The sequence below is a fragment of the Rhizobium sp. P2_G2 genome (assembly GCF_056403555.1).
Genome location: NZ_JBFUFF010000002.1, coordinates 172968 through 196982 on the forward strand (window position 1 = coordinate 172968; position 24015 = coordinate 196982).

Sequence of the window (24015 nt, forward strand, 5' to 3'; positions counted from 1 at the left end):
CCTCTCTTCAATCGATTCTGGTCCAACATGCCCCGATGCCGCTGCCCTAGGACGGGCGGCCTCAATGCCGGGCAATGAGGGAACATCCAGAAAAGCGCTTGGCTTTTCAAACTGTGGCCGGGCGTATAGCGCCAATCCCCGGGAACGTCAATCGACTTTCGGAAAGAATCTGCGGCCCTATCACCGGTTCCGGAACTTCGGCTTGCGCTTTTCGGTGAAGGCGGCCATGCCTTCTTTCTGATCCTCCGTGCCAAACAAAGAGTGAAATAGGCGCCGCTCGAAGCGCATGCCTTCCGAAAGCGTCGTTTCGAAGGCGCGGTTGACGCTTTCCTTGGCCATCATCACCGACGGACGTGAGAGCGAGGCGATCTTCTCTGCCGCTGCGAGCGCCTCCTCGATCAGCTTCTCGGCCGGCACGACGCGAGCGACCATGCCGATGCGCTCGGCCTCGGCGGCGTCGATCATTCGGCCCGTCAGCACCATGTCCATGGCCTTGGCCTTGCCGACCGCACGCGTCAGCCGCTGGGTGCCGCCCATGCCGGGGATGACGCCGAGGGTGATCTCCGGCTGGCCGAACTTGGCTGTGTCGGCGGCGATGATGAAGTCGCACATCAGCGCGACTTCGCAGCCCCCACCCAGAGCAAAGCCGGCGACAGCGGCGATCAGCGGCTTGCGGAAGGTGGCGACCTTGTCCCAGCCGGACGTATGGTCGCCGAGATAGGCGTCCATATAGGAGAAGTCTTTCATCTCCTTGATATCGGCGCCGGCGGCGAAGGCTTTCTCGTTGCCGGTCAACACCACGACATGGACGCCGTCATCGTCGGCGAAGCGGGCCAGAACCTCCAGGAACTCGTCCAGCAGGATCTTGTTGAGCGCGTTGAGCGCATGTGGCCGGTTGAGCGTGACCAAAGCCACGCTGCCGCGCTGTTCGACGATCAGGGTTTCGTAAGCCATCGGAACTCTCCTCTATTTCTGGCAGACCGGACAGTAGAAGGTCGAACGGCCGGACTGGGTGATGCGGGTGACGGTTCCATTGCAGTCCGGCGTCAGGCAGGGTTCGCCCTCGCGGTCATAAACGCGGAAACTGTGCTGGAAATAGCCGAGCGAGCCATCGATACGGATATGGTCCCTCAGCGACGAGCCACCAGCCGCGATCGCTTCGGCAATCACGACATGGATGTCGTCGGCTAGGAGTTCCAGCGACTTGGCCGGCTTGCCAGCCTTGGTGACGACGGAAGCCGCAGCGCGGGTTGGCAGAAGATGGGCGCGATAGAGCGCCTCGCAGACATAGATATTACCCAAGCCGGCCACGACCCGCTGATCGAGCAGTGCGCTTTTGAGCGGCTGCTTCTTGCCTTCGAAGCGTCCGGCGAGATAGACGGCGGACAGGCTGTTGCCGGTCGGCTCCGGGCCAAGGCCGGCAAAAGCGGGATAGGTGTCGAGGTCGGAGGTCGGCATCAGATGCATGAAGCCGAAACGGCGCGGGTCATTATAGATGATGCGCACCGGCCCATCCTTGCGATCCACGTCGAAGAGGACATGGTCATGCGCCTCGTCCTTCGAGCGCGGGTGATGGAACTGGCCGGGCGCGCCATCCGCCTCGGCCTCGATGCGGAAGGAGCCGGACATGCCGAGATGGGCGATGATGGTGAGATCCTGGTCGAGATTGATCAGCAGATATTTCGCCCGCCGGCCAAGCGCGATGATCCTGCGGCCCTCGACCCTCTCGGCGAACTTCTCCGGAAAGGGAAAGCGCAGATCGCCACGCTTCAATGTCAGCTTGCGAACCGATCCGCCTTCCATGAACGGGGCAAGCCCGCGTCGGGCGGTCTCCACCTCTGGCAATTCAGGCATCGCGCACTCTTGATAATCAATCCTGGTCACAGATATAGGCGGAGCGGGCTGCTTCGGTCCATAGGCAAGTGGCCCGCTTGCGGGCCGGCGGACATGCGATTTCGCTGCCTGGCTTACTGGCGCGCCATGAGGCGATTGGCTATTGTGCGCCGCATATAGGAAGAGTGGAGTCACGACGATGAACGAAGCGCGCACCAATGCCGAAGGCGGGATGGAAACATCCTACGGATTCCGCGAGGTCGGCGCGGGCGAGAAGCAGCGTCTCGTCAACGACGTGTTCCATAAGGTCGCCAAGCGTTACGACGTCATGAACGACCTGATGTCGGCCGGCATGCACCGCGTCTGGAAGGATGCGATGATTTCCGCGCTCAACCCGCGCAAGAGCGCCGATTATAAGGTGCTCGACGTCGCCGGCGGCACGGGCGACATTGCCTTCCGCATCGTCGAGGCGTCCAACCGGCTGGCGCATGCCACCGTGCTCGACATCAACGGCTCGATGCTGGCCGTTGGCGCCGATCGGGCTTCGAAGAAGGGCTTGACGCCCAATGTCACCTTTGTCGAGGCCAACGCCGAGGAACTGCCGTTCGAGGCCAATACATTCGACGCCTATACGATCGCCTTCGGCATCCGCAACGTGCCGCGCATCGATGTGGCGCTGTCGGAAGCCTACCGGGTGCTGAAGCGCGGCGGACGGCTGCTGGTGCTGGAATTTTCGGACGTGGAGCTGCCGCTGCTCGACCGCGTCTACGAAACGTGGTCATTCAACGCCATCCCGAAGATCGGCAAAGCGATCACCGGCGACGCCGAGCCCTATCAATACCTGGTCGAGTCGATCCGCAAATTCCCCAATCAGCGYGATTTCGCCGCGATGATCACCAAGGCCGGTTTTGCACGCGCGAACTTCACCAATTTCACCGGCGGCGTCGCAGCCCTGCATTCGGGCTGGAAACTCTGATCTCATGAGCACTGCTGGAGCCTATGTCCGCCTGATCAAACTCGGCTGGGTGCTGGTGCGCGAAGGCGTCATCTCGGCGCTGCCGTCCGACGACCTGCCGCCGCTTTTGCAATTCGGCCATTCGCTCGCCGGTCTTTTCGCCCGCAACCGGGCGAAAAGTGCGACGCGATCCGACAATCTCGCCCGTGCCGTCGAACGGCTGGGACCATCCTATGTCAAGATCGGCCAGTTCCTCGCGACCCGCCCCGACGTGGTCGGAAATGATTTTGCCGCCGACCTGGCGCAGTTGCAGGACCGCATGCCGACTTTTCCGACCGAGCAGGCTACGGCCCAGATCGAGGCCTCGCTCGGCCGGCGGATGACGGACCTGTTCGCCGATTTCGGCACGCCGGTGGCCGCCGCCTCGATCGCCCAGGTCCATGCTGCGACAGTGGTCAAGGATGGCATCGCCCAGAAGGTGGCAGTGAAGGTGATCCGTCCAGGCGTGCGCGAACGTTTCGCCCGGGATATCGAGACAAACTATGTCGTCGCCCGCATGCAGGAGCGCTTCTATCCGCCCGCCCGGCGGCTGCGGCCCGTCGAGGTCACCAGGACACTGGAGCAAACGACCAAGATCGAGATGGACCTGCGGCTGGAAGCGGCGGCACTTTCGGAGCTTGCGGAAAATACCAAGGACGATCCCGGCTTCCGCGTGCCGAAAGTCGATTGGGAACGGACCGGCCGCGATGTCGTCACCATGGAATGGATCGACGGCATCAAGATGTCTGATGTCGACGGCTTGCGTGCCGCCGGCTACGACCTCAACCAATTAGCCGAGAAGCTGATGCAGTCTTTCCTGCGGCATACGCTCAGGGACGGCTTCTTCCATGCCGACATGCACCAGGGCAACCTGTTCGTCGACAAGGATGGCGTGGTGGTCGCCGTCGACATGGGCATTGTCGGCCGGCTGAGCAAGAAGGAACGGCGTTTCCTCGCCGAGATCCTTTACGGCTTCATCACCCGCGATTATCGCCGCGTCGCCGACGTGCATTTCGAAGCCGGTTACGTGCCCTCGCACCACAACCACGCCTCGTTTGCCCAGGCGATCCGGGCGATCGGCGAGCCGATCCATGGCCAGCCGGCCGATACGATCTCCATGGCCAAGCTGTTGACGCTGCTCTTCGAGGTTACCGATCTGTTCGACATGGAGACGCGGCCTGAACTGATCATGCTGCAGAAGACCATGGTGGTGGTCGAAGGCGTGGCGCGCTCGCTCAATCCGCATTTCAACATGTGGAAGGCGTCGGAGCCGGTGGTCGGCGGCTGGATTCGCGACAATCTCGGCCCGCGCCGGATCGCTGGTGACCTGAAGGATGGGCTTTATGCCGCTTTCCGGCTGGCTGAGGCCATGCCTGAGATCACCAGGAAAGCAGAAAATTTCGCCATCCAACTGACAGAGATGACGGAAAAGGGCCTGCGCTTCGAACCGGCGACGGCAGAGGCGATCGGCAAGGCGGAAGCGCGCGCAACGCGCTGGGGCCGCGTGGCGCAATGGGTCATCGCGCTGTCGCTGCTGGCGATCGCGGCAAAGCTTTATTTTTAGAGCCCCCGCCCGGACGTCCGGACATGCTCCCGGATCGTGGTGATCATGATCTGCAATGCCAGATTGGGCACCGCATCGGCTCGCGTCGTAAAGCCCACGGCGCCCGAGGTCTCCGATGTATCGACATCGAGCCTTGCCAACCGCCCCGCATCGATCTCGCGCGACACGACACCCCTGGAGATGACCCAGATCGCATCATGCGTTTCGAGGAAGGCGCGGCCAAAGCTGTCCGACACCGTCTCGATGACATTGGTGAGTTCGGCGATGCCGTTGGTCAGCAATAGGCGATCGACGAATGGACGGATGACCGAACCTTCCGTCGGCATCAGAACTGTATAATGGGCGAGTTCCGTGAGCGAGAAATTCCGCCGAGAAAGCAGCGGATGGCCGGTGCGGACGACGAAACAGACCTCTTCCGAATAGAGCGGCTCGAAATGCAGTCCCGTCATTCGCTCCGCCGCTGCAAGCCGGCCAACGACGAGATCGAGATCACCGATCCTTAACGCGTCGAGCAAGGTTCGGTTCTCGCCAGTGACGATGGTGACGAGGCTGCCCGTCCCGGCCTTCAAAAATTCCGCCATTGCTTCCGGCATGAAACTCGCAGAGGCCGTCGGTAGCGCCCCGATCCGCAGCGGTGGGCCGCTGGAATTCCTTGCCCTCACGATCGAGTCGAGCCCGCGCTGCACGGCTGCGACGCTTTCGCCGGCATGGCGCAGGAAAACCTCGCCGAAGCGAGTGATACGAATGCCGCGCCCTTCCTTTTCGAAGAGATCGACGCCAAGATAGTCTTCGAGTTCGCGGATCGTCCGCGTCACCGCCGGCTGGGTGATGGCGAGCACATCCGCCGCGCGGCCGACGCTTTTCTGTCGCGCCACTTCGATGAAGGTCTGCAGATGACGAAACTTGATCCGGCTGTCCAATTCATGCCAATCCAGTTATGATTTCTGGCAAAAATATCATTATACCAAAACAAAATCATCCAATAACGTGCGACTGAGGAGACATTCATGGCTTTCGCAAAAATCAACAGGACGGTTCTTCACTACGAATATCTCACCGAGTTCGAGGATGAGCCGGTGCTGGTGCTGATCAATTCGCTGGGCACCGATTTCCGCATCTGGCTGCCGCTGATCGACGAATTGACGGAGAACTGGTCGATCCTGCTGCATGACAAGCGCGGCCACGGTCTTTCCGATCTCGGTCAAGCGCCCTATTCGATGGAAGACCATGCCCGCGACGTGATCGGCCTGATGGAGCATGTTGGCATCAAGAAGGCCGTTCTTTGCGGCGTTTCGGTCGGCGGGCTGGTGGCGCAGATGGTCTATAAGCTGAAGCCAAGCCTGGTCGAGAAACTCGTGCTTTGCGATACGGCCGCGAAGGTCGGCACCGACGACAGCTGGAACACGCGTATCGCCACCGTGAAGGACAAGGGCATCGAAGCGATTGCCGACGGTGTGATGAAAGTCTGGTTCACGCCGGATTTCCATACGAACAAGGCCGCAGAGCTTTCCGGCTACCGCAACATGCTCGTCCGGCAATCGGTCGAGGGCTACATCGGCACCTGCGTGGCTTTGCGCGACACCGATCTCACCGGCGATGCAGCCAAGATCAAGGTGCCGACGCTGGTCGTGGTCGGCGACCAGGACGGCTCGACGCCGCCGGATCTCGTCAAGGCCACTGCCGATCGCATTGCCGGCGCGCAATTCGAGATCATCAAGGGCTGCGGCCACCTGCCCTGTATCGAGCAGCCGGAAAAACTGGCTGAATTGTTGACCGATTTCATCAGCGGAGATTGAGATGGCGAGCAAGGCTCCGTCGGAACGTTTTTTACAGGGCATGGCGACCCGCCGATCGGTGCTGGGCGACGCCCATGTCGACCGCGCCGAGGCCAACAAGACCGCATTCGACGAGCCGTTCCAGACGCTGATCACCGAAGCTGCCTGGGGCCATGTCTGGTCGCGGCCGAACTGGACGAAGCGCGAGCGCTCGATCGTCACGATCGCGCTGCTCGCGGCCCTCGGCCATGACGAGGAAGTGGCGATGCATGTGCGCGCCACGGCCAATACGGGCGCCACCCCGGACGATCTGAGCGAAGCCATGCTGCATGTGGCAATCTATGCCGGCGTGCCCGCCGCCAATTCGGCGATCAAGATCGTCAAGAAGACTCTCGATGAGATGAGCGCGGCGAAAGAGACGCGAGGAGGACAGGCATGAAGAACACATTGCCGGAGACGGGAGCATTCTTCGCCCGCGACCGCGGCTGGCATCCGCCGGCTTATGCGCCGGCCTACAAGACTTCCGTGCTGCGCTCGCCGCAGAAGGCGCTGATTTCTTTGGAAGGCACGACGACGGAATTGACCGGCCCGGTCTTCGGCCACAATATGCTCGGTCCCTATGACAATGACCTGATCGTCAACTATGCCCGGCCTGGCGAGATGGCGATCGGCCAACGGCTGCTCGTCCACGGTCGGGTGCTCGACGAACGCGGCCGCGGCGTGCCGGGCGTGCTGGTGGAATTCTGGCAAGCCAATGCCGGCGGGCGTTATCGCCACAAGAAGGAGACCTATCTCGCGGCGATCGATCCGAATTTCGGCGGTGTCGGCCGTGCGATCACCGACGAGGACGGCAGCTACTGGTTCAAGACGGTGAAGCCCGGCGCCTATCCCTGGCCGAACGGTGTCAACGACTGGCGGCCGGCGCATATTCATTTCTCGGTATTCGGCCATGGTTTTGCGCAGAGGCTGATCACGCAGATGTATTTCGAGGGCGATCCGATGATCGCCAAATGTCCGATCGTCAACACCATTTCCGACCCGCGCGCCATCGAACAGCTGATTGCGCCGCTCGACTGGAACGCGACGATCCCGATGGACATGCGCGCCTACAAATTCGACATCGTGCTGCGCGGCCGCCGCTCGACCTTCTTCGAGAACCGCAAGGAGGGCAACTGACATGGTCCAGCCGCTCAACTATCTCAAGGAATCACCGTCGCAGACCGCCGGTCCTTATGTGCATATCGGCTGCACGCCGAATTTCGTCGGCATCAACGGCGTGTTCGACAGCGATCTCGGCTCGGGACCGCTGACCAATGAGCATACGCGCGGCGAACGGATTACCGTGCGCGGCTTTGTCTATGACGGCCTTGGCGCGCCGCTCAAGGATGCACTGGTGGAAATCTGGCAGGCCGATGCCGATGGCTTTTATCAGAGCCCGTCGGAGACGCGCGGCAAGGCCGATCCGAATTTCCTCGGCTGGGGCCGGCAGCCTGGCGACATGCAGACCGGCGAATTTGCCTTCGAGACGATCAAGCCCGGTCGCGTGCCGTTCCGGGCAAACGATGCACGGCTGATGGCGCCGCATATCCTGTTCTGGGTGGTGGCGCGCGGCATCAATATCGGGCTGCAGACGCGGATGTATTTTTCCGATGAAGAGGCAGCCAATGCCGAGGACCCGATCCTTGCCCGCATCGAACACAGGCAGCGGGTCAAGACGCTGATCGGACAGAGGAACGGCAATGAGGTGCGGTTCGACATTCGTCTGCAAGGCGAAGACGAGACTGTGTTTTTTGATATGTGAATGAGGGCGGCGGTATCGTCCTCCTCTTCACGCAAGAACCTTCGCCAGTTCCGCCTTGACCTTCAGCAATGCCGGCAGGAGGCGATCCCTGACCGTCGAGATCTCCTCCGGCCCGGCAGCCAGACCGACGTTCAGCGCAGCGACAGTCTGCCCCCGCGCCGTCGTCAGGGGTACTGCGATGGAGCGCAAACCGATTTCGACCTCCTGGTCGTTGACTGCATAGCCCTGCTTTCGCGTCTCTTCGAGCAGGGCCATCAGCCTGTCCGGATCGGTCACCGTGCGCTCGGTTCGCCGCGTCAGGTCCGAGCGTTCCAGGAGATGCCTTGCCTCCGCCGGCTCCAGCGCCGCCAGCAGGACGCGACCCATCGAGGTGCAATAGGCAGGCAGGCGCGAGCCCGGCATCAAGGCGATCGACATCACCCGCCGCTGCGCCGCGCGGGCGACATAGACGATCTCGGTTTCGTCGAGAATGGAGACGGAGGTGCTTTCGCCGATTTCCTGTGACAGGCGATCGAGAACCGGTTGGACGATGCGCGGCAACGGCATGGCGGCCAGGCATCCCGTTCCGAGCCTCAGCACGCGCGGGGTCAGTGTGAAGAACTTGCCGTCATACTGTGCATAGCCCGTCTCGGAGAGCGTCAGCAGGCAGCGGCGCGTCGTGGCGCGGTCGAGGCCGGATACGGCCGCGGCCTCCGCGATCGACAGCCGTGGCCGGTCGGCAGTGAAGGCTTCGATAACTTTCAGGCCCTTTGCCAGCCCACCCATCATGTCTCGCTCGGTGACTGCCATGCTCATGTCCTCGGCTTTGTTTTTGTGCGATATTCGAACAAAGATCGTATAACGCACAAAATGCTAGACGTCGAGCCTTTCTTCGCCTACTGATCCTGTCGAGATCACCGGCGAAAATTCCGTCGGAGATGGAGGTTTTGATGGACAAGACGATAGCAAGCCTGGCGGATGCGGTTGCCGATATCGGCGATGGCGCCACCGTCATGATCGGCGGCTTCGGCGGCTCGGGCGCGCCGATCGAACTCATTCACGCGCTGATCGACAAGGGGTCGAAAGACCTGACTGTGATCAACAACAATGCCGGCAATGGCCGCATCGGCATTGCAGCGATGATCGATGCCGGACTGGTCAGGAAGATGATCTGCTCCTTCCCTCGCTCGTCCGATCCCCGCGCCTTTACGGAAAGATATCTGGCCGGCCAGATCGAGCTCGAGCTCGTGCCGCAGGGGACTCTGGCCGAGCGAATCCGGGCCGGAGGCGCGGGCATCCCCGCCTTCTACACGCCGACTGGCTATGGCACGGAACTGGCGAACGGCAAGGTGATCGCCGAATTCGACGGCCGGCACTATGTACAGGAGCGCTGGCTGAAGGCCGATTTTGCCATCGTCAAGGCGCATATCGGCGACCTCCAGGGCAACCTGACCTACAACAAGGCCGGCCGCAACTTCAATCCGCTGATGTGCATGGCGGCGGCGAAAACGATTGCCCAGGTGTCGAAGATCGTGCCGGCCGGCGGCATCGACCCTGAGCATGTGGTGACGCCGGGCATATTCGTGAATGGCGTCGTCGAAGTCGCCAATCCGCAGCAGGAAGAAGAGCTCATTCGAGCCGGGGTGGTCTACGCATGACGATCGATACGCGCGAAGACATAAAACTTTCCAATGCCCAGATCGCCTGGCGCGCCGCCCAGGACATTGCCGATGGCGCCTATGTCAATCTCGGCATCGGCTTTCCGGAAATGGTGGCAAAATTCCAGCCTCCGGGCCGGCAGGCCATCTTCCATACCGAAAACGGCATTTTGAATTTCGGCGAGGCGCCAGCGCCGGGCGAAGAGGACTGGGACCTGATCAATGCCGGCAAGAAGGCGGTGACGCTGAAGCCGGGTGCGGCCTTCTTCCACCATGCCGACAGCTTTGCCATGGTGCGCGGCGGCCATCTCGACGTGGCCATCCTCGGCGCCTATCAGGTGGCCGAGAACGGCGACCTCGCCAATTGGCGCGTCGGCTCCAAGGGCGTGCCGGCCGTCGGTGGTGCGATGGACCTTGTGCACGGCGCCAAGCAGGTGATCGTCATCACCGAGCACGTGACCAAGAATGGCGAACCGAAGCTGGTGGAAAAATGCGCCTTTCCGCTGACCGGGGTTGGCTGTATCACACGGGTCTATACCAGCCATGCCGTGATCGACATTGTCGACAAGCGTTTCGTGGTGCGGGAGAAGCTCGCTGCCATGTCGATGGAGGAACTCCAGGCGATGACCGGGGCGCGGCTTCATGTCGATGGAACGGTTGGCGATCTCGTCGTGCCTGAACTGCAGGAAAAGTGAAATGACCGAAGCCTTTATCTGCGCCTATATCCGCACGCCAATCGGACGTTTCGGCGGGTCACTCTCCGCCGTCCGCAGCGACGATCTCGGCGCCATCCCGCTCAAGGCGCTGATTGCCGCTCATCCGTCGCTCGATCTCGCTGCGATCGACGAGGTGATCTTCGGCTGCGCCAATCAGGCGGGCGAGGACAATCGCAATGTCGCGCGCATGTCGTCGCTGCTATCAGGCCTGCCGGTCAGCGTGCCCGGCACGACGATGAACCGGCTTTGCGGTTCGGGCATGGATGCGGTGATTACCGCCGCCCGCGCCATCAAGACCGGCGAGGCCGACCTGATCATTGCCGGCGGCGTCGAGAGCATGAGCCGCGCACCCTTCGTGCTGCCCAAGGCCGACAGTGCCTTTTCGCGCAATGCGGAGATCCATGACACCACGATCGGCTGGCGCTTCATCAACCCGTTGATGAAGAAGCAATATGGCGTCGATTCCATGCCGGAAACGGCCGAAAACGTCGCCGATGATTACAAGGTCAACCGTGAGGACCAGGACGCTTTCGCCGTCCGGTCACAGGCCAAGGCATCCGCCGCGCAGGCCAATGGCCGGCTCGCCAAGGAGATCACCGCGGTGACCATTCCGCAGCGCAAGGGTGATCCGATCAGCGTCGACAAGGACGAGCATCCTCGCGCCACCAATATGGAGGCTCTGGCCAAGCTGCGGCCGATCGTGCGTGAAGGCGGGACTGTCACGGCCGGCAACGCCTCGGGCGTCAATGATGGTGCGGCGGCGCTGATCATCGCCTCGGAAGCAGCGGCAAAGAGACATGGCCTGACGCCGATCGCCCGCGTCGTTGCCGGCGCCACTGCCGGTGTGCCGCCGCGGATCATGGGCATCGGCCCTGCCCCGGCCACGAAGAAGCTCTTGGAGAAGATCGGCTGGACCGTCGATCAGCTCGATGTGTTCGAGCTCAACGAAGCCTTTGCCTCGCAGGGTCTGGCGACACTGCGCGAGCTCGGCATTGCCGACGACGATGCGCGCGTCAACCGCAATGGCGGCGCCATCGCGCTCGGCCATCCGCTCGGCATGTCCGGCGCCCGCATTGCCGGCACGGCGGCATTGGAACTGGTCGCGACCGGCGGGAAACGTTCCATCTCGACCATGTGCATCGGTGTCGGCCAGGGCATTGCGGTGGCGCTCGAACGGGTGTGAGATGACAGGCTTGCTGGCGGATTTCCTTGGACCACTGCTGATCGATCCGGTGCTCGCCGGATTGATCGGCACCAGGGTCGAGCTCGAGGCGATGCTGCGCTTCGAGGTGGCGCTCGCCGAGGCGGAGGCCGGATGTGGCCTGATCGGTCGGCAAGCCGCCGATCACATCGCGCTCAGTGCCAAGAGCTTCCGCCCGGACCTACCGCATCTCGGTGACGCGACACTGAAGGACGGTGTCGTGGTTGCTGACTTCGTCAAGCAGCTCAAGGCGCATGTCGCTGCGCCGCATGACGGGTCGGTGCATCTCGGCGCCACCAGTCAGGATGTGATCGATACGGCGCTGGCGATGAAGCTGCGTGGTGTCTTTGAACTCTTCGATGCGCGGTTGAACGGGTTGCTCCCGATCCTGGATCGCCTGATCGGAGAATTCGGCCAAGCCGAATTGATGGGACGGACCCGGATGCAGGCAGCGATCCCGGTTTCCGCTGGCGATCGGCTTGCCGTCTGGCGCGGCCTCGTCAAGCGCGTCCACCTGGCGCTCGGACCCGTCCGGTCGCAAAACCTTATCCTTTCCCTCGCAGGGCCGGCCGGCACCGCGGAGAAATTCGGCGACAAGATCGATGCCGTCAGACAGGCCCTGGCCGCCTCGCTGGACCTTTCCGTCCCCGATTACGTGCCTCATGCCGCGCGGGATCGGATCGCAGCGCTGGGCGACTGGCTGTCGCAGGTCACCGGCGCGCTTGGCAAGATCGGCCAGGATGTCGCGCTGATGGCGCAGAACGAGATCGGCGAGATTGCGCTTTCGGGTGGCGGTGGCTCGTCGGCCATGGCGCACAAACAGAACCCGGTGCGCGCCGAGGTGCTGGTGTCGCTCGCCCGTTTCAATGCCGTGCAGGTCTCAGGCTTGCATCAGGCGCTGGTGCATGAGCAGGAACGCTCAGGCGCCGCCTGGACGCTCGAATGGCTGATCCTGCCGCAAATGCTGAATGCGACGGGGATGGCGCTGCTCCACGCGCACGCTTTGCTGGAAGCGGTGAAGCGGATCGGCAAAGCGTCCGGCTGAGGTCACGTCAGCGGCGTGATGTGATTGTCCCAGGCAACATCCGAGTGCTCACGATCGAACCATCCCTCTTCCGTCGAGCGCGCGAAGAGCTTTTGATCGCGCGCCAGGCCGCAGACGCTGGCGATTTTTTCCTTGTATGCGAGCTTGCAGGTCCTGGTTTCGAAGGCGGCCCATTGACCGCCGTGGGGCGACGAGATCGCGACAAGGTCCGCCTGGCGGTTGACGTCGACCGTGCCGACATAATTGGCGAAGCCCTCGAGCACATCTTCGGGCATATCGATGAAGGTCAGGTCCTCGCCGCGCTTGAAATGGCCGAGCAGCGGCGGGTGGCGGTCCCGAGCGCCTTCGAATTGGCAGCCGAACCAGATGCGGCCCTGATTGTCGGTATCCATGTGGCGGGTCGAGAGCTGGCGTATATCGGCCGGCAGATCATGCTTCTCGACCATCCGGCCATCCCTGAGATCGACGATAACCAGCGACGGCTCCATGTGGTCGAGATTGAGCTTGGCGCGGCCGCTATCGGGATGCTGCTTGATGCCACCATTGGCAATGGCGAGATAGCGGCCGCCTTCGATCATCTGGATGTCGTGGGTGTCCATGCCGTGGGCTGGGAACTCGCCGATCTTCCGGTAGCCGGAGCGGGTGTCGTAGATGCCGATCATGCCGGCAAAATTGTCAAAATCGTTCTCGGCGACGTAGAGCAGCTTGCCGTCGGCGGAAAAGGCACCGTGGCCAAAGAAATGCCGGCCCTCGGCCGCCTGGATAAGCTTGACCGGCTGGCCTGCGGCGGTGTCGAAGACGAAGGCGAATGTGCCGGGCCGGCGAGCGAAGGAGACCGCCCGCGAAGACACCGGATCGAAGGAGATATCGTGACCGCGCGCCGGAAGCTTCAACTGCGTGATCGGCTTGCCCTCCTCCGTCAGCAGCGCCACACCAAAACTCTTGTCCGCAGCCATGAAATTGGTGGCGAAAACCGCCTCCGCCCGCTCCAGCGCTTCGGACTGGCGCGGCAGCAGGCTCAAAGCAAAGCCGGCTCCGGCTGCTTTCAGGAAAGCGCGCTTGCCGATCGGGTCGGTGAACATATCAGTCTCCGTCTGCGAAGGAAAAGCCAGCTTCGAGGCCGACGGCGGCGCCGACATCATTGTTGATGCGCGTGGTGGCATCCTTCAGCGTGGAATCGATAAAAGCGAGTTTCGCCAGATATTTCTTATCGGCCAGGTTTTCGGCGTTCGGTGGGGGCAGTTTGGCGATCGCCTGGGCGGCGGCTGTGTAGTCGAAGGCGACGTTACCGGCGCGGGCCTTCTGATCCTCGGGCAGGAAGATGTCGGGATCGGCGGCTTGCCAGAGCTTTTCGAGGCCCTCGACATTGGCGGTGATGGTGCGGATCGTGTTGCCGGAGCGGCGGAAGATCGCGGCATTCGGCGTCGTTTTCTGGTTACTGCCGTCGTAGAAGGGCCGGATGCGCTTGTCGCGAACCATTTCGATACCGTGCACATGAATGCCGATCAGCGCCTGCATCGCCTCTTCGCCGGTGCGATAGACGGCATTGTCCTTGGACGGGTTTTTCCAGTCCTTGGCAACCCCCTTCGGGTCGTCCCACGCCGCCTGCAATTCGGCGGCGATACCTTCAACATTCCGAGCAATCGCCAGACCATAGCGGCATCTGAAACTGCTTTTTTCGGCCATGATTCCTTCCGGGTAAGAGCCGAAGAAGACATAGTCGAAGGCGCCAAGACCCTGGATGCCGACGCTACGCTCTTTCAGCGCCTTGGGGTCGGTTACGGCCTCGTCCGGCGTGGCGATCAGCGCTTGAACCTGCTTCAGGCCGATCGACTTGCGATCCGGATAATAGAGCACGCGCTCGAAGCGGTTCTCCTGCATGACCGGCCCTTCGGTCACGATCGACACCTTATTCCAGGATTCGATCGTATCGCTGAAGCGGGCGCTCATTGCCTTGAATTCAGCATCCGAGGGCGCGCTGCAAAGCTTTGCCGTTTCATTGGCAAGCGCAGATGCCTTGGCATGGAAATCGGCATAGGCGGGCCGGATATAGCCGTCCACCGCCTTGACCATGACCTCTCTGGCCAACGTCTGGTCGATCGCCAGTGCCGGCGGGGCGGCAGCCAGCATCAGCAGAGGAGATACGAGCCAGGCAAGCTTGATCATCAAAGCGACTCCAGGAAAGCGATGAGTTTGCGGCGATCCTCGGCCGCGAGTTTGGCATAGGCGTCCCGCGCCTTGGTGGCCTCGCCACCATGCCAGAGGATCGCCTCTTCGAGCGTGCGAGCACGGCCGTCATGCAAATAGGCTTCGTGGCCGCTGACGGTCTTGGTCAGCCCGATACCCCAAAGCGGCGGCGTGCGCCATTCCTTTCCGTCGGCCAGGCCGACCGGCTGGCCATCGGCAAGATCGTCGCCCATGTCATGCAGCAGGAAATCGGAATAGGGCCAGATCAGCTGGAACGCGAGCGGCTTTTCCGGCCAGTCGCGGCGGGTGACATATTTGGCGCGGTGACAGGCGACGCAACCGGACTCATAGAAAAGCTGCTTACCCTTGAGCACATCGGCAAAGCCGGATTGGCGGCGGGCGGGAACGGCAAGGTTTTGCGAATAGAAGGTGACGAGCGACAGGACCTGTTCGGGTGCTTCACCCTTGCCGAGCCGCGTCTGCTCGCCGTTGGGCATTTTCAGGCAATCGGCCTCGATGGCGGTGCAATCGCCGCTGGGGTCCGGCAGGTCCGGCGTCGAGATCCCGATATCGCCGGAAAAGGCGTGTGCGGCCTGGTCGCGGATCGTGGCATTCTCTGCCTTCCAGCCGAAGCGGCCTATGCGCAGCTTGCCCTTGCCATCGGTGACCATCTGCAGCCTGCCGGAAATGCCATCATGGTCGCGATCATCGGGATCAGCATTGGCTTTGAGGTCGTCGTCGGAGAGCGCCTCGATCAGGCCGAGACCGATCATGGCCGGGGTCACGCGGGCGGAGACCGTCGTCGTCTTGTCGAGCGGGCCATAGCGCAGGTCGGTGGCCGTATAAGTGGGCTTGCGGAGATTTATTTTCGTGCCATCCGGGAAAGTGAAGGGCACGGTTGCATAGGCGATCGCCATCTGGCCTTCGGCGGCGAGACCCGGCACCGCCTTGTCCTGCAACTGCCGGCCATAGATGGGATCGGGGAAATTCAGCGCCAGATGCTGTTCCAGCGCTTGCTTTTCCTTGTCCGTGGCCGGCGCACGGGCCAGCCGCAAGAACATCGAGGTCATGTCCGCGGCACCATCCGGCGTATGGCCGCGGCCATCGTCCTTATGGCAGCTCTCGCAGGAACGGGCATTGTAGAAGGGACCGAGACCATCCGTCGCATGTGTCGAGGCGGGTGCCGCGACCCACATCTGGCGGAACAGCGCATTGCCGAGATGGAAGCGCATCACCAAATCGCTGTGCAGATTGGTGGTGAAATGCGAGAAAGCGAGATGGTCCGGTTCCTCGACCGATGTCGTGGCGCCGGCCTGCAACGCCTCGAAATGCTCAGCCTGGGAAAAATCCTTCGTCGGTTGGATCAAACTTTCGACGCGAGCGCGGTCTTTGACGGAAAGATCCTTGCGCAGCGGCGTATTGTCGGGCTGATCGCCGGATACGGCTTGCCCCGCCAGCACGAGCGCCAGCAGGGGAAGCGAAACGAGAAATGGACGCATCATGGTTATGCCGGGCGACGCTGGATTTTGGCCCGCGCCGCCGCGCCTTGCTTATTTGAACACGGCGCTAGGTTTATCGAGGCTATCGGAACCTTCAAGCTCGATCTTGCCCAAATCCAGTGCAGTCACGATACGTTGAACGGTCTTGGCCTGGTCGACCAGGCCATCGATGGCCGCCTGGACGACAGCATTGCCTTGCTTGTTGCCCTCGGCGATCATCTGGTCGTATTTCTCGATCGTCTCGCCACGCTTGACCATGAAATGCATGGCGTCGAGCGTGTGGTTGAGCTTGCCCATCATTTCCTTGTCGAGCGCCGGATTCTTTTCCGCCACAAGGTCATGCAGCGAAGCGCCTTCGATCTTGGTGCCGTCGAGACGCGTATATTTGCCGGTATAGACCTCGGCGATGCCGATGGCGTCGTTGAGATGCGAATTATAGGTATTGTCGGAGAAGCAATCGTGCTCCTGCTCCGGATCGTGGAGCAGCAGGCCGAGCTTCATCCGCTCGCCGGCCAATTCGCCGTAGGAAAGCGAACCCATGCCGGTCAGCATGGCCGACAGGCCCTTCTTCGCGTCGGCAAGGTCGTCCTTGGGCGCTTCACCCTCCGGCGACCATTGCTTGACCATATAGGTCAGGTCGCTGACCAGGAGCGTGGTGGCGGATTTCAGATATTCGGCGCGGCGACCGCAATTGCCATGCGTGCAGTTCTTGAGGTCATAGTCGGTCGCCGGACGCTCGCCGGCGCCCGGGCCGGTGCCGTGCAGGTCCTGGCCCCAGAGCAGGAATTCGATGGCGTGATAGCCGGTCGCGACATTGGCTTCGCTCTTGTCGGCTTCCTGCAGCGTGTTGGCGAGCAGGTCGGGGGTAATCTTGGTGGCGTCGACGTCCTTGCCGGCAATCTTGAAATGCGGATTGGCGATGACGTTGAGCGTATAGTCCGGGTTCTCGTCGCTCTCGGTGCCATAGGACTTGGCGACATAGTCGATCAGCCCCTCGTCGAGCGGCCAGGAATTGACCTTGCCTTCCCAGTCGTCGACGATCTTGTGGCCGAAGCGGTAGGCTTCGGTCTGCTGATAGGGAATACGGGCCTTGATCCAGGCATCGCGCGCCGCCTTCAGCGTTGCATCATTGGGATTGGCAAGCAGCGCGTCGACAGCCTTGTCGAGCGCCTTGGCGGTGATCAGCGAATCCTCATATTTTGCATAGCCGATCGCGACATAGTTCTTGACGATTGCCGCGGGATCGGTGGCGGCCTGCGCCGCGCTGGACATGAGGATGGCGGTGGCCGACGCGATCGTGAGCGCCAGCGGGGCAAATTTGCTGATCATGGTACTCCCCTTAGAGCAGCGGATGGGCTGGGCGGTGTCATGAACCAGAATGAAACTAGTGTCAAATAGTCTAGTTTAGAACAATTATAGGATCAACGGATCTGGATTTCCCTCATCCGGTCGCGTTCGCGAAACCGCCCTTGCCCGCCGCGTTGACGGTGGACGCGACCGTGCTGCGCCAAGGCCGCGGCAAAATATCCGCCGCGGAGCACGAAGCCGATCAGCCTTTTTTCCGGAGCATGGCGAAATAGAAGCCGTCAGTGTCGGTGAGCGCCGGCGACAGCGTCAGCGTCTTGCCGTCGCTGCTGTGCGGCCTGACCTGCTTGTCGCCGAACAGCTTTGTCCAGCTGTCGAGGGCAGAGACGACCTCGAAACTCGGATCGGATTGCAGGAAGAAATCGACCTGTGCCTGGTTTTCCTCCGGCAGGACCGAACAGGTGACATAGCAGAGCCAGCCGCCGGGACGCACATAGTTGGACGCCTTGGCCAGGGCTTCGCGCTGCTGACCGAGGCGCTCTTCGAGGTTCTTCGGTGTCAGCCGCCATTTGGTGTCGGGGCGACGGCGCCATGTGCCGGTGCCGGTACAGGGTGCGTCAACCAGCACGCGGTCGCATTTGCCGCGCAGACCGGCGAGCGATTTCTCATGCTCCTGGACCTGCACATTGCGCGTGCCGGCGCGGCGCAGGCGTTCGATAATCGGCGCCAGACGCTTGCGGTCGGCATCAAAGGCATGCACCTGGCCCTTGTTGTGCATCGTCGCGGCAAGCGCCAGCGTCTTGCCGCCGCCGCCGGCGCAATAGTCGAGGATCTGTTCGCCGTCCTCAGCCATCACCAGGTCGGCGACGATCTGCGAGCCTTCGTCCTGCACTTCGAACCAGCCCTTGGCGAAGGACAGTTCCGCTGTGACATTCGGTAGCCGCGATGGTCCCTCACCCGGAGGAATGCGGATGCCCTGGCGGGCAATCGCGGCAGGCTGGGCCTGCGCCTCTTCCAGCGCCTGCACCACTTTATTACGGTCGGCCCGGAGTGTGTTGGTTCTGAGGTCGAGCGACGGGCGGGTGGCAAGCGCTTGCGCTTCCTTGAGCCAATCGTCGCCGAAATTTTCCTCAAGCAACGGTACGACCCATTCGGGCACATCCGCCTGGATATAGGAGGCAGCGTCTTCGAGCCGGCGCGTGGAGAAGGCTCTGAGCATTGCCTCGTCCAGCGGTTCGGGCGCGAACTTGTCGCCCTCGAATTCGGCAGCGAGCGCCTCCGGCGCAAAGCCCCACTGGCGCAGCATCACCGCATAGCCGAGAGCCGCGGGCGTGGCACTGTCCATGAGCCAGGCGTGCGAGAGCTTCATCCTGAGCGCATCATAGACAATGTTGCCAACTGCTGCCCGGTCGCCCGAGCCGGCAAAGCGCMGTGACAGTCCCCAGTCCTTCAACGCATCGGCAACAGGGCGACGTCGGGTCTCAATGTCATTGAGCACTTCGATCGCTCCAGATAGCCGTCCGCCCAAGCGCATTCACTGATCTCCATTGGTCCAAGCGGGCGTGGTAACCGCGATTGGCCTGAAGAGCAAGCTTTTGGGAAGGAAGGCGACCGGAAATCAGCCGACGACGTCGTAGCAGACACGCGCCGTGCCGCTATGGATCATGCCGATGCTGTTGGCGGCGGCACGGGAAAGATCGAGAACGCGGCCACGAATGAAGGGGCCGCGATCATTGACGCGAACGATGACAGCACGGCCGTTGCGGCTGTTGGTCACTCGCAGCCGGGTGCCGAAGCGGAGCGAACGGTGGGCGGCAGTGAGCATGCCTGGATTCATCCGCTCACCCGAGGCGGTGCGAGAATGCGCCGCATACCAGGAGGCGCCACCACAACCGTTTCTGGCCACGGCGACCCCCGACGACAGACTGCAGATGAGAGCGGCGGAGGTAGCCATGGCCAAAACGCGGTACTTTTTTTCGAACATTAACCCGTCCCTGAACGTTTATTTCTGGGAACGAGTTTTGTCGGGTCAAAAGTGGCAAAAACTTGCCTGATACGATCACGCAATGTTAAAATTGAAATATTAATCGATTGGCTAAATGGAACATGATGGAAACAAAATTACAACTTACAGTTTTTTATACCAAAGAATCAGTGTGAAGACCTTTTACGGTCGGGTGCGACATTTTATTCTGCCCGGCTTCACGAATTTCACGAAATTTTTCACAATTAACCTGATGTTAACCGGATATTTTAGGCTTTCATCCGCCGACATGACAGAATTGTGGCAGCTTTTGCCACAATTCAGCCCCGCCAGGCGCCCTCTTGCCACATCTGATCAAGGGAAATCCTGTAGTCCGGGAAGCGGAATTCGAACCCCAGGGCGCGGATGCGCGCATTGGAGACCCGCTTGTTCTCCGCATAGAAGGAGCGCTGCATCGGGCTCAGTTCCGCAGTATCGAAATCAATGTCCGGTGGTATCGGCAGGCCCATGAGCCTGGCCGCATATTCGACCGTATCCTGGGTCGGCCAGGGCAGGCTATCGGTGATGTTGAAGATGCCGCCTTCGTCGCGACCGATCAGGAACGCGGTTGCCAGACCGATATCCTCGACCCGGATGCGGTTGAAGACCTGATCCTTCTTGACGATGCGGCGCGCCGTACCGTTGGCGAGATTGACGAAGGGATTGCGCCCCGGACCATAAATGCCGGAGAGGCGCAGCACGGCGACCGGGATTGCCAGCCGCCGGCCGATGTCGAGCCATTGGTTCTCGGCCAGCACCCGTTCCTTCGAGCGATTGGACAGCGGCGTCGGCTCCGCAGTCTCATCCACCCAGGCGCCGTCGCGGTTGCCATAGACACCGATAGTCGAGAGATAGCCGATCCACTGCAGGCGCGGCATCCGTGCCCTGAGGTCTGGCGTGAGCCTGAGGAAAATGTCGCCGCCCTCGCCGGGCGAGATCGACTGGACCAGATGGGTGGCATCCGCCAATGCGGCCTTAAGCTCCGGCGAAATGGAATTGCCGTCGAAGAGCCGCGGTTTGATGCCGAGAGCGGCAAGTTCCGAGAGATTCTCGAGGCTGCGGCTGGTGCCATGGATCTCATCGAAATCCGGCGCACAGATCCGGCCGATCATCTTGCCTGAAAAGCCGGCACCGAGAATCACCATTTTCATATTCAAAACCCTGCCCTCTGCCATTCCGCGATCACGCCGGGATCTGTCTCTTCGGCACGAATGCGTCTCACTTCGTCATCGTCCATCGTCTTTTCAAGTCTGGACAGCGCCCAGACCGCCATGCCGCGCACCTGCGCCGAGATATCGGATAACAAAGCCCGACAGTGCGCAACAAGCGACGGATCGCCGGAATTGCCGGCAGCGATCAGACAATTGCGGACAAAGCGATTGCGCCCGATGCGCTTGACCGGAGAGCCCGAGAACAGTGAACGGAAAGCAGCATCGTCGAGCCTGAGCAACTCGCCAAGCGGCGGCGCGACAAGGTCTGGCCGGGCCGCAAGGTTCATCTCGCGGCCTGCGGAGGCGAACTTGTTCCATGGGCAAGCTGCGAGACAGTCGTCGCAGCCATAGATACGGTTGCCGATCAGCGGCCTGAATTCGGGATCGATCGACCCCTTGTGCTCGATGGTGAGATAGGAGATGCAACGCCGTGCATCGATCCGGTAGGGCGCTGGAAAGGCCGATGTCGGGCAGGCGTCGAGGCAGGCGCGGCAGGAGCCGCAATGATCGACCTCCGGCTCGTCCGGGATCAGGTCCGCGGCGGTGAAGATCGAGCCGAGGAACAGCCAGGAGCCGAATTCGCGGCTGAGCAGGTTCGTATGCTTGCCCTGCCAACCCAAGCCGGCGGAGGCGGCCAGTGGCTTTTCCATCACCGGCGCCGTGTCGACGAAGACCTTGATCTCAGCGCCTGAGCGGGCCGCAAAGCGTGCGCCGATCTCCTTGAGCTTGCCTTTGATCACGTCGTGATAGTCTCGATTGCGGGCATAGACGGAGATATTGCCCGTGCTTCGCCGGCCAAGATTTTCGCGGGGATCGGTCTCGGGGCCGTAATTCATGCCGAGCATGATGATAGAGCGGACGTCTGGCCAGAGCGTTTTGGGGTTCGAGCGGCGCTCACGCGTCTCCGGCAGCCAGTCCATGGTGCCGTGAAAGCCCTGGCCGATGAAGGCAGCGAGATCATCGCCGGCATGGGGGATGGCGTCGGGGGTGGTGATGCGGCAGAGGTCGAAGCCGAGTTCGTGCGCCAGGGATTTGACGTGGGCGGTGAGCTTGGCGGCGGCCGGGGCGTTAGAAGGGGCGGCCATGAGGAGGCCTCGTATTTGAGCACCGGAGCTGCGGCACCCCCCTCTGGCCTGCCGGCCATCTCCCCCTCAAGGGGGGAGATTCGATGGGGCAGTGTCCCGGACCTCTCTTCTGTCGCATGCGCAGCGCTCGACAGTTATTCGGGACGGAGCGCGTGCCTCCTGCCGATCTCCCCCCTTGAGGGGGAGATGGCCGGCAGGCCAGAGGGGGGTGGCCGCGAGGCACGGCGATCAACGTCCTAAAAATCCAGATCCGCATAATGCGGCGCCGGTGTCACGCCCCTGATCCTATCATTGAGCAGCGGCCGGAAGCCGGGGCGCGATTTGATCCGCTGGTACCATTCCTTGATCTGCGGCATATCGTTCCAGTCGATCTCGCCAAGATAGTCGAGCACGGAGACCGCCGCGGCCGCGGCAAGGTCGGCATAGGTCAGGCGGTCGCCGGCGAGCCAGGTGCGCGAACCGGCAAGCCAGGTCAGATAGCGCATGTGCTGCTTGATATTGCCGCGCGCGGTGCGCAGGATTTTCGAATCCGGCGCGCCGCCGCCCTGCTCGGGCGTCATGTAAAGCTTGAAGACGCGCTCGCGCACCAGGGGCCGCGTCACATCCTGCTCCATCTTGTTGAGGAACCATTCCGTCAGGCGGCGGATTTCGGCGCGCTGGAAAGGGTCTTCGGCAAGCAGGCGGCGGTCGCGTTTCAACACGCCGCTCGTCTCGTCAAGGAATTCCGAGATGATCGTAGCGCCGCAGAGCGCCCGCATGTTGTCATCGACATAAACGGGCAGCGTGCCGGCCGGATTGAGCGCGATGAAATCCCGCCTTTTGTCCCAGATCGGCTCCTCCACCAGCTCCGACGGCACGGCATATTCCGAGAAGATCAGCCGGACGAAGCGCGACGCGGTCGACATGGGATGGTGATAGAGGAGGGTCATGGGCTACCGGCTAGAGGTTGGCTGCAGCGCTCCCGACAACGCCAAAGCGGGAATCGGAAAGTGCCGTCCGAGGATTAGACAATTGACAGGTATAGAAATTTGGTTCCGCCGATACAAGCAGTTCAGCTGATTCTTCGCATCCGCAGGTGGTTTCCGGTAAATGAATCGACAATTTGAGCCATCATTCGGATAAAATCTTAACGTTTACGAATCTGTAAACTGACTCCTTCACAGAATGCTGGTAGAGCGAATCGCGCCCTGCCGGCGGTAATCAGGCGGGCCACAGCATCTCGGCCGGCTTCCTGCCTAGCCAATCACCAAGAGGCATCCATGGATTATTTCAACGCCCTTATCCTCGGCATCGTCGAGGGATTGACGGAATTCCTCCCTGTTTCGTCAACCGCACATCTGCTGCTCGTCGAGCATTTTCTCGGCTTCGACAAGAACAAAGTCGCCGCCTCCTTCACCATCCTCATCCAGCTCGGTGCGATCCTCGCCATCCTGCTGGTCTATTTCCGCAAGCTGCTCGACGTGGCGCTGACCCTGCATTCCAGCCAGCGGTCACGCTTCTTCGTCCTCTCGATCCTCGTCGCCTTCCTGCCCGCCGCGATCATCGGCTTCTTCGTGGCAAGTCACCTCGAAGCCCTGTTCGGCGATCCCGTCCGCACCTGCTTCGTGCTGATCATCGGCGGTATCATCCTGCTCGCCGTCGACCGGCTGAAGCTCAGGCCAAAATATTTCGACGCCATGGCCTATCCGCTGCCGCTGGCCCTCAAGATCGGCCTTTGCCAGTGCCTGGCGATGATCCCGGGCACGTCGCGCTCCGGCGCAACCATCGTCGGTTCGTTGCTGATGGGCACCGACAAGCGCTCGGCGGCCGAATTCTCCTTCTTCCTGGCCATGCCGACCATGGTCGGCGCCTTCGTGCTGACCGTGTGGAAGCAGCGTCACAATATCAGCGTCGACGACATGACCTATGTCGCGATCGGCTTCATCGCCGCCTTCGTCTCCGGCCTCCTCGTCGTGCGCTCGCTGCTCGCCTTCGTCTCCCGGCGCGGCTATGCGCCGTTCGCCTGGTGGCGCATCGTCTTCGGTCTCGTCTGCCTGTTCGGCCTGTATTTCTATCCGGCCAACAAGCCGGCGGAAGCGCAGCCGGCGGCGACGCAGACCAGCACCACGACGCAGTAATTGTCAGTCGGGCGGCAAGCCC

At 61.8% G+C, this 24015-nt stretch carries 23 protein-coding genes and 1 pseudogene; 11 read left to right on the plus strand and 13 right to left on the minus strand.

Going from position 1 to position 24015, the window contains the following annotated elements:
* Positions 1–180 precede the first annotated feature (180 nt).
* Positions 181–954, minus strand: a complete 774-nt coding sequence (locus tag AC1D06_RS03205; RefSeq protein ID WP_477984942.1) for an enoyl-CoA hydratase — start codon at positions 952–954, stop codon at positions 181–183.
* Positions 955–966: 12 nt separating this feature from the next.
* Positions 967–1854 carry a bifunctional DNA-formamidopyrimidine glycosylase/DNA-(apurinic or apyrimidinic site) lyase gene (gene mutM / locus AC1D06_RS03210; RefSeq protein WP_477984944.1) on the minus strand — a complete coding sequence of 296 codons (888 nt, stop codon included), beginning with the start codon at positions 1852–1854 and terminating at the stop codon, positions 967–969.
* A gap of 178 nt (positions 1855–2032) precedes the next feature.
* Between mutM and ubiE the strand changes: the two genes are divergently transcribed.
* Positions 2033–2809, plus strand: a complete 777-nt coding sequence (ubiE, locus tag AC1D06_RS03215) for a bifunctional demethylmenaquinone methyltransferase/2-methoxy-6-polyprenyl-1,4-benzoquinol methylase UbiE (protein ID WP_477876103.1) — start codon at positions 2033–2035, stop codon at positions 2807–2809.
* A gap of 4 nt (positions 2810–2813) precedes the next feature.
* Positions 2814–4391, plus strand: a complete 1578-nt coding sequence (gene ubiB, locus AC1D06_RS03220; RefSeq protein ID WP_477984946.1) for a 2-polyprenylphenol 6-hydroxylase — start codon at positions 2814–2816, stop codon at positions 4389–4391.
* Here ubiB and pcaQ read toward each other — a convergent pair.
* On the minus strand, positions 4388–5311 hold the full coding sequence (gene pcaQ, locus AC1D06_RS03225) for a pca operon transcription factor PcaQ (protein ID WP_477984948.1): 924 nt from the start codon (positions 5309–5311) through the stop codon (positions 4388–4390). The two genes, ubiB and pcaQ, sit on opposite strands and share 4 nt — an antisense overlap.
* An 87-nt stretch (positions 5312–5398) precedes the next feature.
* Here pcaQ and pcaD point away from each other — a divergent pair, with 87 nt between their 5' ends.
* Genes pcaD through pcaG form a run of 4 tightly spaced genes read left to right on the plus strand, consistent with a single transcriptional unit; the run spans position 5399 to position 7967 of the window.
* The gene (pcaD, locus tag AC1D06_RS03230) at positions 5399–6187 is read left to right on the plus strand and encodes a 3-oxoadipate enol-lactonase (protein ID WP_477984950.1); all 789 of its coding nucleotides are present in this window, start codon (positions 5399–5401) and stop codon (positions 6185–6187) included.
* Between the two features lies 1 nt (position 6188).
* Positions 6189–6605: a 4-carboxymuconolactone decarboxylase gene (gene pcaC / locus AC1D06_RS03235; protein ID WP_477876107.1), complete on the plus strand. Its 417-nt coding sequence runs from the start codon at positions 6189–6191 to the stop codon at positions 6603–6605.
* A complete protein-coding gene (gene pcaH / locus AC1D06_RS03240; RefSeq protein ID WP_477876108.1) occupies positions 6602–7342 on the plus strand; it encodes a protocatechuate 3,4-dioxygenase subunit beta in 741 nt (246 codons plus the stop codon). Before pcaC ends, pcaH begins: the two co-directional genes overlap by 4 nt.
* Position 7343: 1 nt before the next feature.
* Positions 7344–7967, plus strand: coding sequence for a protocatechuate 3,4-dioxygenase subunit alpha (pcaG, locus tag AC1D06_RS03245; protein ID WP_477876109.1), 624 nt, complete (start codon positions 7344–7346; stop codon positions 7965–7967).
* A 27-nt stretch (positions 7968–7994) separates the two neighbouring features.
* Here the strand turns inward: pcaG and AC1D06_RS03250 are convergent, their stop codons facing one another.
* Positions 7995–8756, minus strand: a complete 762-nt coding sequence (locus tag AC1D06_RS03250; protein WP_477984952.1) for an IclR family transcriptional regulator domain-containing protein — start codon at positions 8754–8756, stop codon at positions 7995–7997.
* A 140-nt stretch (positions 8757–8896) separates the two neighbouring features.
* On the opposite strand from AC1D06_RS03250, the gene AC1D06_RS03255 reads away from it, so the two are divergent.
* The 4 genes from AC1D06_RS03255 to AC1D06_RS03270 are packed head-to-tail and all read left to right on the plus strand — an operon-like array spanning position 8897 to position 12566.
* Positions 8897–9604, plus strand: a complete 708-nt coding sequence (locus AC1D06_RS03255) for a 3-oxoacid CoA-transferase subunit A (RefSeq protein ID WP_477984954.1) — start codon at positions 8897–8899, stop codon at positions 9602–9604.
* Entirely contained in the window at positions 9601–10299 is a 699-nt protein-coding gene (locus AC1D06_RS03260) for a CoA transferase subunit B (RefSeq protein WP_477984956.1), read from the plus strand. Before AC1D06_RS03255 ends, AC1D06_RS03260 begins: the two co-directional genes overlap by 4 nt.
* Position 10300: 1 nt before the next feature.
* Positions 10301–11503 carry a 3-oxoadipyl-CoA thiolase gene (gene pcaF / locus AC1D06_RS03265; RefSeq protein ID WP_477984958.1) on the plus strand — a complete coding sequence of 401 codons (1203 nt, stop codon included), beginning with the start codon at positions 10301–10303 and terminating at the stop codon, positions 11501–11503.
* A gap of 1 nt (position 11504) precedes the next feature.
* On the plus strand, positions 11505–12566 hold the full coding sequence (locus AC1D06_RS03270) for a 3-carboxy-cis,cis-muconate cycloisomerase (RefSeq protein ID WP_477984960.1): 1062 nt from the start codon (positions 11505–11507) through the stop codon (positions 12564–12566).
* A 2-nt stretch (positions 12567–12568) separates the two neighbouring features.
* Here the strand turns inward: AC1D06_RS03270 and AC1D06_RS03275 are convergent, their stop codons facing one another.
* From AC1D06_RS03275 to AC1D06_RS03315, 9 genes are all read right to left on the minus strand, one after another.
* Complete coding sequence (locus tag AC1D06_RS03275; RefSeq protein ID WP_477984962.1) at positions 12569–13648, minus strand: DUF1513 domain-containing protein; 1080 nt, start codon at positions 13646–13648, stop codon at positions 12569–12571.
* Between the two features lies 1 nt (position 13649).
* Positions 13650–14732 carry an imelysin family protein gene (locus tag AC1D06_RS03280; RefSeq protein ID WP_477984964.1) on the minus strand — a complete coding sequence of 361 codons (1083 nt, stop codon included), beginning with the start codon at positions 14730–14732 and terminating at the stop codon, positions 13650–13652.
* Positions 14732–16255: a di-heme oxidoreductase family protein gene (locus tag AC1D06_RS03285; protein ID WP_477984966.1), complete on the minus strand. Its 1524-nt coding sequence runs from the start codon at positions 16253–16255 to the stop codon at positions 14732–14734. The genes AC1D06_RS03280 and AC1D06_RS03285 overlap by 1 nt, the downstream gene beginning before the upstream one ends.
* Positions 16256–16303: 48 nt before the next feature.
* Positions 16304–17581, minus strand: a complete 1278-nt coding sequence (locus AC1D06_RS03290; protein ID WP_477984968.1) for an imelysin family protein — start codon at positions 17579–17581, stop codon at positions 16304–16306.
* A gap of 220 nt (positions 17582–17801) precedes the next feature.
* The gene (locus AC1D06_RS03295; RefSeq protein ID WP_477984970.1) at positions 17802–19091 is read right to left on the minus strand and encodes an RsmB/NOP family class I SAM-dependent RNA methyltransferase; all 1290 of its coding nucleotides are present in this window, start codon (positions 19089–19091) and stop codon (positions 17802–17804) included.
* Positions 19092–19175: 84 nt separating this feature from the next.
* Entirely contained in the window at positions 19176–19511 is a 336-nt protein-coding gene (locus AC1D06_RS03300; protein ID WP_477876240.1) for a septal ring lytic transglycosylase RlpA family protein, read from the minus strand.
* A 350-nt stretch (positions 19512–19861) separates the two neighbouring features.
* Positions 19862–20731, minus strand: coding sequence for an SDR family oxidoreductase (locus tag AC1D06_RS03305; RefSeq protein WP_477876119.1), 870 nt, complete (start codon positions 20729–20731; stop codon positions 19862–19864).
* 2 nt (positions 20732–20733) lie between these two features.
* Positions 20734–21876 (minus strand): tRNA epoxyqueuosine(34) reductase QueG, encoded by a 1143-nt coding sequence (queG, locus tag AC1D06_RS03310; RefSeq protein WP_477984972.1) that lies wholly within the window; start codon positions 21874–21876, stop codon positions 20734–20736.
* A 236-nt stretch (positions 21877–22112) separates the two neighbouring features.
* The gene (locus tag AC1D06_RS03315) at positions 22113–22805 is read right to left on the minus strand and encodes a glutathione S-transferase family protein (protein ID WP_477876121.1); all 693 of its coding nucleotides are present in this window, start codon (positions 22803–22805) and stop codon (positions 22113–22115) included.
* A 330-nt stretch (positions 22806–23135) separates the two neighbouring features.
* Between AC1D06_RS03315 and AC1D06_RS03320 the strand changes: the two are divergent.
* Positions 23136–23924 (plus strand): annotated as a pseudogene (locus AC1D06_RS03320) (undecaprenyl-diphosphate phosphatase); the annotation flags it as partial.
* Positions 23925–24015 lie beyond the last annotated feature (91 nt).